11 protein-coding genes are annotated in these 12,595 nt (G+C 61.4%); all 11 read left to right on the top strand.

Features of this window, described 5'->3' with window-relative positions:
* The coding region (locus tag JNL55_RS24835; RefSeq protein WP_293860614.1) for a TonB-dependent receptor at positions 1-2,104 on the top strand (2,104 nt) is incomplete at its 5' end.
* 381 nt (positions 2,105-2,485) lie between these two features.
* Positions 2,486-4,132, top strand: coding sequence for a PepSY-associated TM helix domain-containing protein (locus JNL55_RS24830; protein WP_293860612.1), 1,647 nt, complete (start codon positions 2,486-2,488; stop codon positions 4,130-4,132).
* Positions 4,129-4,416: a DUF3649 domain-containing protein gene (locus JNL55_RS24825; RefSeq protein WP_293860610.1), complete on the top strand. Its 288-nt coding sequence runs from the start codon at positions 4,129-4,131 to the stop codon at positions 4,414-4,416. The genes JNL55_RS24830 and JNL55_RS24825 overlap by 4 nt, the downstream gene beginning before the upstream one ends.
* The gene (locus JNL55_RS24820; protein ID WP_293860608.1) at positions 4,413-5,225 is read left to right on the top strand and encodes a DUF3325 domain-containing protein; all 813 of its coding nucleotides are present in this window, start codon (positions 4,413-4,415) and stop codon (positions 5,223-5,225) included. The genes JNL55_RS24825 and JNL55_RS24820 overlap by 4 nt, the downstream gene beginning before the upstream one ends.
* 1 nt (position 5,226) lies before the next feature.
* Complete coding sequence (locus JNL55_RS24815; RefSeq protein ID WP_293860606.1) at positions 5,227-5,559, top strand: hypothetical protein; 333 nt, start codon at positions 5,227-5,229, stop codon at positions 5,557-5,559.
* The gene (locus tag JNL55_RS24810; protein WP_322111052.1) at positions 5,556-6,104 is read left to right on the top strand and encodes an ECF-type sigma factor; all 549 of its coding nucleotides are present in this window, start codon (positions 5,556-5,558) and stop codon (positions 6,102-6,104) included. Before JNL55_RS24815 ends, JNL55_RS24810 begins: the two co-directional genes overlap by 4 nt.
* A 61-nt stretch (positions 6,105-6,165) precedes the next feature.
* Positions 6,166-8,952: a protein kinase domain-containing protein gene (locus JNL55_RS24805; RefSeq protein ID WP_293860604.1), complete on the top strand. Its 2,787-nt coding sequence runs from the start codon at positions 6,166-6,168 to the stop codon at positions 8,950-8,952.
* 63 nt (positions 8,953-9,015) lie between these two features.
* Positions 9,016-10,149: a hypothetical protein gene (locus tag JNL55_RS24800; protein WP_293860602.1), complete on the top strand. Its 1,134-nt coding sequence runs from the start codon at positions 9,016-9,018 to the stop codon at positions 10,147-10,149.
* 23 nt (positions 10,150-10,172) lie between these two features.
* Entirely contained in the window at positions 10,173-10,646 is a 474-nt protein-coding gene (locus tag JNL55_RS24795; RefSeq protein WP_293860600.1) for a hypothetical protein, read from the top strand.
* Positions 10,643-11,251, top strand: coding sequence for a hypothetical protein (locus JNL55_RS24790; protein ID WP_293860598.1), 609 nt, complete (start codon positions 10,643-10,645; stop codon positions 11,249-11,251). Before JNL55_RS24795 ends, JNL55_RS24790 begins: the two co-directional genes overlap by 4 nt.
* A gap of 8 nt (positions 11,252-11,259) precedes the next feature.
* A complete protein-coding gene (locus JNL55_RS24785; RefSeq protein ID WP_293860596.1) occupies positions 11,260-12,342 on the top strand; it encodes an OmpA family protein in 1,083 nt (360 codons plus the stop codon).
* Positions 12,343-12,595 lie beyond the last annotated feature (253 nt).

Below are 12,595 nucleotides of genomic sequence, written 5' to 3'. Positions count from 1 at the left end.
ACATTTTCTGGTGGCCGCCGACTACAACAAGAATGAAGGCGTGCCGGAAGGGCTCGCTCGGGATTGGCAGCGTCGCAGCCCGGCGTTGCTCACTAACTCGGGCGCCGGCCCGTCGTTCGTGATTCGCGATAACTCGGTGTTGTTCCTGGCCTCGCCGAACGGCGTGACGTTGCCAGGCAGTTCCGCCGTGAGCAACCTGGAATTCTTCTCCAATGGCACCGCTCAGACTCGTCAGCTCGGCGACATAGGCGGCAACTTCATGGTCGGCGGCAGCGGCTCGCGGCTCGGCGATCGAAGCGCGATCTTCATTCCCACCGAGCGTTTCAACGTGCTGGTCGCGGCCAAGCACGACATCACCGATCGGTTCGGGGCGTTCGTCGAAGCCAGCTTCGCGCAGTCCAAGTCCACCGGTCGATTGGTCGATGCCTTCACCTTCGCGGATGTGTTCATCACGCCCGACAATCCTTACTTGCCGACCAACATGCCGGCGTTTACCCAACCGTTCCCGCTGTTCCGCACCTTCGAGGAAGTGCCGCCGATCACGTCGGTGTCCAAGAACGACAACATGCGTTTTGTCGCGGGCCTCAACGGCAATTTCGGTGAGACGTTCCGCTGGAAAGTGTCGGGCCAGTACGGACAGACCAAGTTCTCCAACGATCAACCCTACAACTTGTTGGTCGGCAATCTGGTCCTCGCCGCCGATGCCGTGCGTGATGGCAACGGTCAAATCGTTTGCCGCGCCAATCTCAACGGCGCCAACGGCGCGCCCGGTTGCCAACCGATCAATCTGTTCGGTAGAGGTTCGCCCAGCGCCGCTGCGCTCGATTACATCTTCGGCACCGGCACGTCGGATACCGAGATCAAACAAACCGTGTTCGCTGCCGACATCGGCGGTGAGTTGTTCGATGCTTGGGCCGGCCCGGTGCTCGGCACGTTCGGTGTCGAATATCGCAAGGAAAAGCTCGACCGCGTGGTCAGCGAACAGAATGAGAACGATGAGTTCCTGATCGTCAACGCCAAGCCGCTCGCCGGCGATTTCAGCGTCAAAGAGGGCTTCGCCGAGTTCGCGTTGCCGGTGTTCAAGACCGACAGCCAGAGCTTGGATTTGAACGCGGCCGCACGCTACACGGATTACAGCACTGTCGGCAGCGTGCAGACCTGGAAGGCAGGTCTGGTGTACTCGCCGATCGAACAGCTGCGGTTCCGCGGTTCGCTGTCTCGTGACATTCGCGCTCCGAGCATCGGCGAAACGTTCGTGAAGACGGTACTGCTGTTCGGCACTGTGGCCAATCCGTTCAACGGCGAATCGGAGTTCGTGCAGACGCCAGTGCTCGGCAATCAAGACTTGAAAGAAGAAACCGCCAAGACGACTACGTTCGGCGTGGTCTTCACCTCCGGCGGGTTCCGCGGCTCGGTCGACTGGTATCACATCGATTTGACCGACACCATCGGCGTGCTGTCGCCGCAGGACGTGGTGAATCGCTGCTTCGCCGGCAATGCTTCGCTGTGCGATTTGATCACCTTCGATCCCACCGATCCCACTAGCATTGCGTCGATCGCCGGCAAGAATCTGAACCTGGGCACCTTCGACCTGAAGGGCGTGGACGCCGAGCTGCGTTACACCCAGCCGGTGGGCAACGGCGATCTGAGCGTCGGCTTGATCGGCAGCTACCTCATCCACAAGGAAATCGCGCCGTCCGGCGGCGAGCCGCTGGATGCCGCGGGCGAAGTGGGCGCGGCTTCGGGCTTCGGCATGCCGGATTTCAAAGCCACGTTCACCGTCGGCTACGACGTCGGCAACTGGGGCGGCTTCGCTCAGCTGCGCTACATCGGTTCGGGCGTTTACGACGCCACTTATGGACCGGATGACCTGGCGCCTGCGGAGAACAACATCAGCTCGATCACCTATCTGGACCTGTCCACCCGTTACGACCGGAAGGATCTGGGCTTCGGCGAAGTGCAATTGTTCGCCGGCATCGACAATGTGATGGACAAGGATCCGCCGGTGATTCCGCTCAACTTTATCTCCAACGCGGCCACCAACGGCACGCACTACGATGTGATCGGCCGGCGCTTCTACGTCGGCGCGCGAATGAAGTTCTAAGCCCAGGCGGGCTACAATTCCGGCCCGCCAGCTTCGATCCCACGCGATCTCGCCAGCCCAATCGCCTCGCCAGAGGCCTGGGCTGGAGAGCGCATGGCTATCTCAACTCTTAGCAACGTCGCTTACCTCTGGTTCGCGCTCTCGCGTGGCTTGTTTCCATGCAAGCGCCCGGCGCCACCGGCTGTCGCCGAATCTGGCGAAATCCTGTCGAAAACAAGCCTCTACCGTCAATCCCGCTGCGGGATCGCACAGATTTCAGGCTTGATTGTTAAAACCCGGCTTCACTAGGCCGTCATGGCCTGCAAAAATGCCAGCGCTTCCTAGCCGTCGCCACGAAGTCGTTACCCTCGGTCCCGCTCGATTCGACAAAGGTGATTCGCAATGAAAGACGGTTTTCGCCAATGCATGGCGTGGCTGCATACCTGGAGCGGACTGATCGTCGGTTGGGTGCTGTTCTTCGTGTTCGTCACGGGCAGCGCCGGTTACTTCCAGGCCGAAATCAGTCGTTGGATGCGGCCCGAGTTACCGATCCAGAACTTCGAGCGGTTCGTGGACCAGGCGCCGGTGCTGGATGTAGCGCTGGACCGCTTGCAGGAAGTGGCGCCGGTGGCAGCGAGCTGGAGCATCACCTTGCCGCACTATTCATTGGCGGCGCGTGAGTGGCAGGGCCTGTCGATTCGTTGGGAAGAAATGCCCAAGGACGGCCACGAGAACGGCGCCAGCGGCACCGAACAACTCGATCCGGAAACCGGTGCGCTGTACACGCAGCCCGAGCCGCGTGCCACCGCCGGCGGTGTGCAGCTGTACCGCATGCATTATTCCTTGCATTACATGCCGGCCGAACTCGCATATCGAATCGTCGGCGTGTGCACCATGTTGATGCTGCTGGCCATCATCACCGGCGTCATTACTCACAAAAAGATTTTCAAAGACTTTTTCACGTTCCGCCCGGCGAAGGGTCAGCGCAGCTGGCTGGACGCGCACAACGTGGTGAGCGTGCTGGTGTTGCCGTTCTTCCTGTTGATCACTTATAGCGGCCTGGTGTTCTTCCAAGTCGATTACATGCCGGCCGGTGTCAATACGCTTTACGGCAGTGACGACCAGAGTCATGAAAAATTCTTCGATGAATATTTCGATGACGAACATCATCACGTGGCCATCGGTCGTCCGCCGATTGCGTTGGCGCCGTTGCTGAAGCAGGCCGAAGCGCAGTGGGGCCCTGGCACGGTGCGTACCGTCACCATCGAACATATGCAGGGCGAGGAGCCCGTGGTGGCCATCAGCAAAGTATTCGGTGGCTCGGTGAAGTTCGGTGACACCGCCCAGCTGCGATTCAATGCGCAGACGGGTGAGCCGTTGCCGCCCGAACATGCCGATTCGGCATCTCGTCAAACCCACGACGTGATGTTGGCGCTGCATGAGGGCCGTTTCGCCGATACCTGGACGCGTTGGTTGTACTTCGTCGCCGGCTTGCTCGGCTGCACCATGATCGGCACCGGCTTGGTGCTGTGGACGGTCAAGCGTCGCAAACAACATCTGGCCGCTCCTAACACTCCGGTGTGGGAAGGCTTCGGCTTGCGTTTGGTAGAAACATTGAACGTCGCCACATTGGCGGGTTTGCCGTTGGGGATTGCGGCGTATTTCTGGGCCAATCGCTTGTTGCCCATCGAACTGTCGAATCGGCCCGATTGGGAGCTGGACGCGTTGTTCGCCACCTGGTTGTGCACGTTCTTCGTGGCGCTGTTGCGTCCGTTGAAGCGTGCCTGGCTGGAGTTGTTGTGGACCAGCTGCGGCGCCTTTGCGTTGTTGCCGGTGTTGAACTTCTTCACCACCGATCGTCATCTCGGCGTGTCGTTGGCTCAGGGCGACTGGGTGATGGCCGGCGTAGATCTGACGTTCTGGGGTCTGGCATTGCTGTTTGGTTTCATCGCTTACAAGGTCAATCGCAAGATGGCGATTGCGCAGTCGGCCGCCAAACCGGCGCACTCTGAGATCGCACTCGACGGCGCAGGCGGGAGCCGCGCATGAGTTTGACGAAGAGCTATCGTTGGATGGTGGCATCGCGCGTGGCTGCGGCGGCAGTGGGTGGCTACGCGCTCACTTCGGCCGTGACTGTATTGTTGTCCTTGATTTGGCCGATCTCCAAAGCGGACGCAGTCGCTTCGGCCACCATGTTGAGTTTCACGCTGTACGCCGTGGTCATCATTTGGGTGTTCTGCACGCCGACCGCGACTCGCGCGTGGGCGGGAGTAGTGGGCGCAACAGCCGTCGTGACGCTCGCCTGCTGGCTCTTGATGGGAGTCTCGGCATGAGTGGCTTGAGTTTCACGCTGGCATTTCTGCTGTTGACCGCTTGCGCCGCGTTGGCGCTCGGCATGGACAAACATTGGCGGCAAGTGCGCGAAGGCGAGCTGACCACGGGACGTCGCAGAGTTTTGCGAACCGTTGGTTGGGTGCTGCTCGCAGCTGCGTTGGCGGTGGGCGTCGTCGGTTGGGGCGAGAGCGTCGGTATCGTTGCTTGGCTGGGCTGGCTCAGCGTGGCCGGTCTCGCATTCGTATTCAGCCTGCCGAAGTTCTCGCGCGAATCGGAGCGTCCGGAGAAAGCGCCGCGTGCCATTCCTGCGTCCTTCGTGACTGCCGGTTCGCGTCGCGTCGGTCAGTGGGTTGCCGGCGTGGGTTTGTTGGCAACGCCGGTGTTGTTCGCCTGGGGACTGCACGCCGAAGACACACGGCCGTTGTTACGCGATGATGTGTTGAGCGGCGAAGTCGGGCCGTGGTCATTCAAGTTCGCCGAGGCCGAGCGCGAAGGGCCGGAACTGGTGACCATGGATATTCCGGTGAAAGGGTTTCAGATTCGTTTTTGCGATGCCTGCGACCGTGAGATTCGCTCCGTGTATCTGAAGGTCAACAAGCCTCGCTCGGCGCGTACGTTCGGCAGCGGCTTCACGGGCGCGCGTCGCGAACGTTCGATCGAGATTCAATTACCGTCGACTTTGACCGGCGACAGTGAGTTGTGGCTGACTGTTGAAGGTAAGGATGGCGTGGTCCATCAAACCTCCTGGCCCATGGCAGAGGTGTCGCCGGCCACGGTGGCCTGGTTCGACAAGCGCAAGGGGAAATGAGATGAGTTCGATTCAACGAAAGTTTCGATGGTCTCATGCGCTGCTCGCGGGGGCGTTGGCGCTGACTGGCGGCAGTGCGCTGGCCCACGAACCGGTGGCCAAGTGCGTCAAGGTCGATGCCAGCCAAATCCGCTGCAAAGGCGCCACCACCGATGGTGACGGCATTCCGGATGCCACGTTGAACGTGCTGTCCCAAGACGATCAGCTGTTGCTCACCGGTAAGCTGGATCGCAGTTCCAGTTTCACCTTCAAGCGTCCCGCTCAGCCGTTTTATGTGGTGCTGGATGTGGGCCCCGGCCTGATGGTGGTGATCGAGCAGGAAGAGATCGGCTGAGCGAAATCACGCGCCTGATCGAAGAGCGCAGCTCCGACGCCGGCGTCGAGAGTGCGCGTCTATTCCAAGCGGCTTATGAAGAACTGAAGGCGCTGGCCCGTTCGCGGCTGGCGCAGGCTGGGCCGTTGACGCTGCTGGACACCACCGTGCTGGTGAATGAGAGCTGGCTGCGTCTGTCCGGGCAGGAGCGGCTCAACGTCGAGTCTCGGCGGCAGTTCTTCGCTTATGCCAGCGAGGTCATGCGTTCCGTCATCGTCGATCAGATTCGTGCCCGTCGCGCCGCTCGACGGGGTGGCGGCGTGAAGGCTGATACTCTCGATACTTCCATCGGCGATTCGGTGGCGGCTGACGAGCAAGTGCTGAGCGTGCACGAGGCTTTGGAGAGCCTGGCGAAAGTGGAGCCGCGCCTGGCCAAGGGCGTGGAGATGCGCTATTTCGGTGGCCTCAGCGAAACAGAAATCGCCGACGCGCTGGCGATCAACGAACGCACGGTGCGCCGGGATTGGGACAAGGCGCAACTGCTGCTGGCGGCGATGCTGACATGAACTGTCCGCATCCGCGCCCATTCCGCGTTTGTAGGGAATGAAGCCGACCGCGAAGTGAGCCATGAAACGTTTGCCTTGTCCCGAACCGCTCTGGCCCGAATTCTCTCGACTGCTGGATGCGGCGTTGGAGCTGGACGAGCACGCGCGTCAGCAGTGGCTGGATGCCTTGCCGCCGGAACATGACGAAGTCAAACCCTGGCTCGCCAAGGTGCTGCGGCCCGAAGGCACGGTGCCGGCGATCGGTTGGTTGACTCGGCCACGAATCGACGTGGCGCCGCAGTTCGCTGTCGATGAAACCGTCGGCCCGTGGCGATTGCTTCGTCGTCTCGGTCACGGTGGCATGGGCTCAGTGTGGCTGGCCCGACGTATCGACGGTGCGTACGAACGCGAAGTCGCGTTGAAGTTGCCGCATGCTCATCTACTCTCCGGTGCGTTACGCGAGCGCTTCTCGTTGGAGCGGGACATTCTCGCGGGGCTGTCGCATCCCAAGATCGCTCGCTTCTATGACGCCGGCCTGGCTGAAAACGGCCAGCCGTGGCTGACCTTGGAATACATCGAAGGCGTGCCCATCGCCGAGTACTGCGAAACGCATCGGCTCAGTGTTTCCCAAAGAATCGAGTTGGTGCGCCAGGTCGCGGAGGCGGTCAGCGCCGCTCATGCACGGCTGATCGTGCATCGGGATTTGAAACCTTCCAACGTTCTGGTGACTGCGCAAGGCGAAGCGCGGCTGCTCGACTTTGGTATCGCCAAGTTGCTGGATCCATCGTCGCAGCGCTCCGGCGATTTGACTCGCGTCGACAGCCGGATCGCGACACCGGACTACGCGGCGCCCGAGCAGTTGGAAGGCGGTGTGATTACCGTCGCAACCGATATCTACTCGTTGGGTGTGCTGCTGTATGAGTTGCTGACGGGCGAGCGACCGAACGCCGGTCGTTCTCGACTCGGACGCATGGTCGATTCGCACGAGGAAGCGCCGTTGGCGTCGAGTCGCGTCAATGGTCACAGAAAGCTCGAGCTGCGTGGCGATGTGGATGCGATCCTCGCGTGTTGTTTACAACATAGTCCCGCCGACCGTTACCCGTCGATGGAAGCGTTCGCTGCGGACCTTGGCCGGCACCTGCGTCACGAGCCCATCGCAGCTCGACAAATTGGCGTTTGGCAGCGAACCCAGAAGTTCCTGCGACGGAATCGTCGAAGCGCGGGGTTTGCCGCCGCGCTCGCGTTGCTGACGATTGCCGGAATCGGCGGTGTTCTGTGGCAGACGCATCGTGTCGAAGAAGAGGCGCGCCGTGCGGGTGCGATCAAGGACTTCCTCATCGATGTGTTCAAAGCCAGCGACCCGAGAATCGCCGCCGAACAGCCCAGAGGAACCATCACCGCGCGTGCCTTGCTCGATGCCAGCGTGCCTCGGATCAAAACCAGCTTCGACGACGATCCGGCGGTGCAGATAGAGCTGTTACGCACCGTCGCCGACATCTATGCGCAGCTCGGCGAGGAGCAACGTTACGAATCGCTGCAGGCCTTGCAGCTCAGCAAGGCGCGAGCGTTCTACGGCGACCGGCATCCGCTGGTGCTGTCGGGTGAAGTCGAGGCGGCTGAGAAGATTTGTCTTCGGCAAGACAAGCCTGGCTGCGCTGCCAAGCTGGCCGAGGCCGATGGGCTGCTCAACGACGCAGACATGAACGACAGCGCCTTGCGCGGCTGGTGGCACGTCATCGACGGTTTGAGGTTACTGGGCGAAGATCACAGCGACGCTGAAGCACAGCGTGCCTTCGAGCGTGCGATCGCGCTGTATCGACTACATGAGCCGCGCTCGCGTGGCGCGGTGACGGCGATGCACGAGCTTGCGAACTTTCTGAGTGCGAAAAAGCAGGATCACGAAGCGGCCATCGCGCTCTTCAAGGAAGCCGCGCAGTTGTCGGAGTCGTTGCCGGACCGTAACGATGCAGAGTTGCAGACGCTGTATGGCAACGTCGGCCTGGTCTACCAACAGCTAGGACGCTTCACCGAAGCCGCCGATGCTTTCCGCAAGTCCGCGGATATTGCGGATCGAACCACGGGGGCGACGTTTCCCACCGCTTGGGTGCCACGAGCGAATGCGGCTCGAACGCTGCATCTTGCGGGCGAGCGCGACCAGGCACATCGCGAGTTCGACAAGCTGTTGCCTTTGTTGCCGCCGGTGGGGCAACGTAGTCTCGAGGCCACGCTGATTCGATTGAACTACGGAGAACGGCTGGCGAGCGAAGGTCGCACAGCGGACGCGATTCCTTTTCTCGAACAGGCGCTGGCGGCTTACGAGCAGCAGTCGGCGTTCTCGTTCCAAGTGCGCCTGGCGCGCCGTTATCTTGGCGATGCCTATGCTCGTGCCGGCCGACAGGAAGACGCTCGCAAACAATTCGAAGCGGCCCTCGCGGATTACCTGGCTAACGATGTCGATGCGAATCAAGCGGTGATGGCGATTCGCGAGCGCTGGGGGCGGTGGTTGCTGGATGCCGGTCGGGTAGAGGAGGCCAAGCCGCACTTCGAAACTGTCGTCGCAGCGGCTGGCGACCGAACGCTGGCTCATGTGGCGCTGGCGCATGCCGGGCTCGCGCGAGCAGCGCTGATACAAAACAATGCTCCAGTGGCATTGACGGAGAGCGACCGCGCGCTGGCCGTTTGGATGCAGGTCACGGGCTTTCGCGACGTGCGCATGGGGCCATACTTGCAACGAGTGCGGGCGGAGGTGCTGGCCAGTCAGCAACAGCTGGCCAGTGCCCAGCAACTGGAAGATTTGGCGGCTGAGGCCAGTGCGCGTTATGACGCATCGGGCAGCGAAACCCGTCGCAGAAAAAATTTTCGGCGCTAAATGTCCGGATCGGCGCACGGCTGCCGTTGGGGTGGATGAGGCACCCCATGGAGTCGCGGACCGATGTCCTTTCCCCGAATGTTTCTGCTGGCCGGCCTGATCGTTGCCGGCGCTGCCTATGCCAAGCTGGAAATCTACGAGCCGGTGCCGTATCCGCCCAGGGATGCAGATGCGCCTAGCCTCCCCAGTGCTTCGGGCGGGATGTCGCTGCAAGACCGGATCGAGCGCTGGGATTCGCAGTTCGACGATTGGATCCGGATCTCCGACATCAAGACGCGCAGCCTGAAAGGCGACGTCGAGACGTTGAAACAAAAGGTCGATGCGCTGGAGAAGGCGGTCGCGGCCTTGCAGTCGCAGAAGCCGGGCGGAACACCAGCGCCCGCTGCTAACGATCCACGCATCCCTGCGCTCGAAGCGCGTGTCGCTCAGTTGGAAAAAGAGCGGGGCGTGTATCAGGCGCCGTTCGTGGTGAAGAACGCGGCCGGCAAAGCCATCCTGCAAGTCCAGCCCGATGGCGTCATGCACTTGGCGTCCGCTAGCGGCACCAATCAAATCACCTTTCTCGCACGCCCTGGCGAACCGACGCGAGTCGTCGTTCAAGGGGGCAGCGCCGCGGCACAGCTGCAGGCCGGCGCCGGTGGCGGCGTGCTGGAGTTGATCGACAACAAAACCACTGAGACACGACTCGCTGCCTCGAGTGCTGAACTCGGCCTGGCAGTAATCAAAGACGGCCAGCTCGCAGCGGGCCTCGGCGCCAGCGCCGGCAAAGCGGTCGCGCTCAGGCTTTACGACAAGTCGGGTCGCACCATCGCCGCCGCTGGCGAAAACCCCAAGACCGGTGGCACCGGCATCATCTATGTCGGCAACGGTAGTCAGAACGGCGCGGCGTTGGCTGCCAACGCCGATGGCTCGGGCGCGGTGCACGCCTTCGCAGCTGACGGCACTGTCGGCTCTGGACTGAGCGGTGCCGAGCGCCTGGTCGCTGCCTATAACAAAGCCGGCAATGCCGTCGTCACCATCGGCAAGAGCGAAAACTCCGAAGGCGGCAACGTCACTGCAAGAGACCCAGCAGGCGACGGCGTGTTCCGTGCTGGACACAACACCGCGGTCGGCGGTGGCGATGCCTGTGTCTATCGCGCGAAACGACAGAACGTTTTCTGTCTCGGCATCGGCATGCCGGGCGTCGGCACGCGCTAACGATTACTCCCCAGGGAACGCTCATGAAACCAATGATTCTGTCGATCGCACTGTTACTGGCCCCCGCCGCGCATGCGTTGGATGCGACTTGTGAGCTCTATTTGGCCGCCGCCGAGAAGTCGGCCAAGCAGCCGGCGCGCCACGCAGTCACCGATGGCGGTGGCATGCGTAGTGAAGCCGTCGTGCTCGACGGCAAGTTCTACGTTCAGGCGGGCGGCAAGTGGCGGCTGATGAAGGTCGACTTCACTGCGATCGAGCTGAAGCTGGTGAACGACGTGCGGGCCGGCAAGATTCCGATCAGCGACTGCAAGGTGCTCGGTAGTGAAAGCATCGAGGGCGCACCGATGTCTGTCGTCAGTTACACGATGAAGATGCAAGGGCTGCCCGCGGCCTCGGCGAAGGCGTACATCGGTAAGGATGGTTTGGTGTATGCGCAGAGTTCGGAGGACTCGAAGATTCGTTATCGCTACACCGGCGTGCAGGCACCCGCGCTATGAGAGTCGTCAAACACAAGTTGTTGGTGTCGCTTTCGCTTATGTCGCTGTGTGCGTGCGGTGGCGAGTCGGCGCCGTCGAGTAAGGAAGCTGCGTGGCCTTCTTTCGAAGCGCCACCGGCGGAGAAAGTCGCGGAGAGTAAACCTTTGCCGCGCGCCTGCGAGTTAGTTACCGGCGAAGAAGCGAGCGTCGTGCTCGACCAGCCGACGGGGCTGATGGGCGACGAAGTGGAGAACTGTGTCTGGGCCAGCGCCGGCAATCCGGGCCACATCACTATGTTGATGGTCCAGATCGGTCGCGAGCACAGTGTCGAGGAAGCGGAGACGATGTTCGATGCCATGACCGGTTTGCCGGGCGATCTCAATGCCATGATCAATGGTCAACTCGGCGAGCGCATGCGCAAGTCCGGGCAAGAGATCGATGATCTTGGCGATGCAGCCTGGCGCTCGGCGAGCAATGCAGATCTCATCGGCACGGAGCAACTGGTGGTTCGTCAGGGCAGGGTGGTGCTACAGATCAATATCACCGGCATGACCAAGACCGGCAAGCTCGATGGGTTGAGTCAACGAGTGGAAGTGGCGGCGCGGCGTGCGTTGGAACGGATTTGAGAGCGGGTATGTGCGGCCGTGTTTTCGCCGTCTTGTTGTGGTTCGTCGTCACCGGTGCATTGGCCGACGAAGCCCCGAAAATAGCTCTGGTCGAAGGGCTGACGATCACCACCGCCATTGCCGAGAGCGACGGCGACTATGAGTCGATCAAACGTATCGTGGCCCGGCAAGAGGAATCTTGGCTGTTGAGTTACTCGGCGTCGCTTCCCTCAGCGGGATCGTCTCGAGTCGTAGCTGGTGAGCGCATTCTTCACGATGCCGATCTGTTGTCGGCGCGAACCTATCGTAATCAATTCGAGAACGGCGTCGAAGAAGACTACCCCGGCACGACGGCGCTCGGCGCATCCATGCTGGTGCTGGATGAGCTGAAGCGAGGAGGCAAGGCTTCGTTCTCTTTGGTGGGTGAGGAGCGTTGGATGACGCGCGCTCGCTCCGGCGATCTGCCAGAGCTGCAGATGGCGCAAGCGCTGATGGCGAATCGGAATTTGAAATACCAAGGCGAGCTGCGTGCTCTGCCCGTGGAAAGCATGACCGTCCTTGTGAATGGCCGAGTGGCCAAGCTGCCAGTCGTAAGGGCCGCTGGCCAATTCAGCACTCGCAAAGTCAGTGCGCTGGATGCGGAGTTCGCTTTTCTCGACGGCACTGTGCCCATCGCCTTGCAGTGGCGCATCGGTCAGGCTTCGCTGCGTGTCGTGCGCATCGACTATCCGGTAAAGAAACCCGATCTCGCACGCGAGCTGGCTGAGAACAAGCGCGTGGTCATTCCGGGGTTGCACTTCGACTTCGGTTCGGCGGTGCTTCGCCAAGAATCCAACGCCGCATTGCCGGCGATCGTCGACGCGCTTCGATCCACCCCAGGCGCCTTCCGCTTGGCAGGCCACACCGACAACATCGGTGACGAGGGGAAGAATCAGTCGCTCTCGCAGGCTCGTGCACAAGCCGTGCGAGCTGCGTTGATCAAACTCGACCCATCACTGGAATCGCGGCTGACCTCGCAGGGTTTCGGCGAAAGCCAACCTGTCGCCAGTAACTCGACGCTGGAGGGGCGGGCGCAGAATCGCCGCGTCGAGCTGGTCGCAATCTCGTGGTAACAAAGCGGGGTGGTGAGCTGAACGCACTACCGTAGGCTGTTGAAAGCCCGAGCACAGAATGGGTAGACTGCTGGCGTGCGCAAAGCCCTGGTCATTTTGTGTTTGTTATTGAACCTCAGCGTTCTGCTGTTGCCGTTCGATACCACTCACGCGCACATCGCTTCGACGACCACGCAAAACACCGACGTCCACTCCGGACACAGCCACGATTTCGACCACCATCATCATGACGATGGTGCCGTTCATGGCGCCG

It is taken from the genome of Steroidobacter sp. (assembly GCF_016790065.1).
Classification (GTDB): domain Bacteria; phylum Pseudomonadota; class Gammaproteobacteria; order Steroidobacterales; family Steroidobacteraceae; genus Steroidobacter.
The sequence above is the reverse complement of the archived record's forward strand: the minus strand, read 5'-3'. Positions and strand labels throughout refer to the sequence as shown.

Coding starts and splice junctions, on each gene's coding strand:
- JNL55_RS24815 (WP_293860606.1), top strand. CDS start 5,227: ATGAGTTCGATTCAACGAAAGTTTCGATGGTCTCATGCGCTGCTCGCG.
- JNL55_RS24830 (WP_293860612.1), top strand. CDS start 2,486: ATGAAAGACGGTTTTCGCCAATGCATGGCGTGGCTGCATACCTGGAGC.
- JNL55_RS24795 (WP_293860600.1), top strand. CDS start 10,173: ATGAAACCAATGATTCTGTCGATCGCACTGTTACTGGCCCCCGCCGCG.
- JNL55_RS24820 (WP_293860608.1), top strand. CDS start 4,413: ATGAGTGGCTTGAGTTTCACGCTGGCATTTCTGCTGTTGACCGCTTGC.
- JNL55_RS24825 (WP_293860610.1), top strand. CDS start 4,129: ATGAGTTTGACGAAGAGCTATCGTTGGATGGTGGCATCGCGCGTGGCT.
- JNL55_RS24785 (WP_293860596.1), top strand. CDS start 11,260: ATGTGCGGCCGTGTTTTCGCCGTCTTGTTGTGGTTCGTCGTCACCGGT.
- JNL55_RS24800 (WP_293860602.1), top strand. CDS start 9,016: ATGTCCTTTCCCCGAATGTTTCTGCTGGCCGGCCTGATCGTTGCCGGC.
- JNL55_RS24805 (WP_293860604.1), top strand. CDS start 6,166: ATGAAACGTTTGCCTTGTCCCGAACCGCTCTGGCCCGAATTCTCTCGA.
- JNL55_RS24790 (WP_293860598.1), top strand. CDS start 10,643: ATGAGAGTCGTCAAACACAAGTTGTTGGTGTCGCTTTCGCTTATGTCG.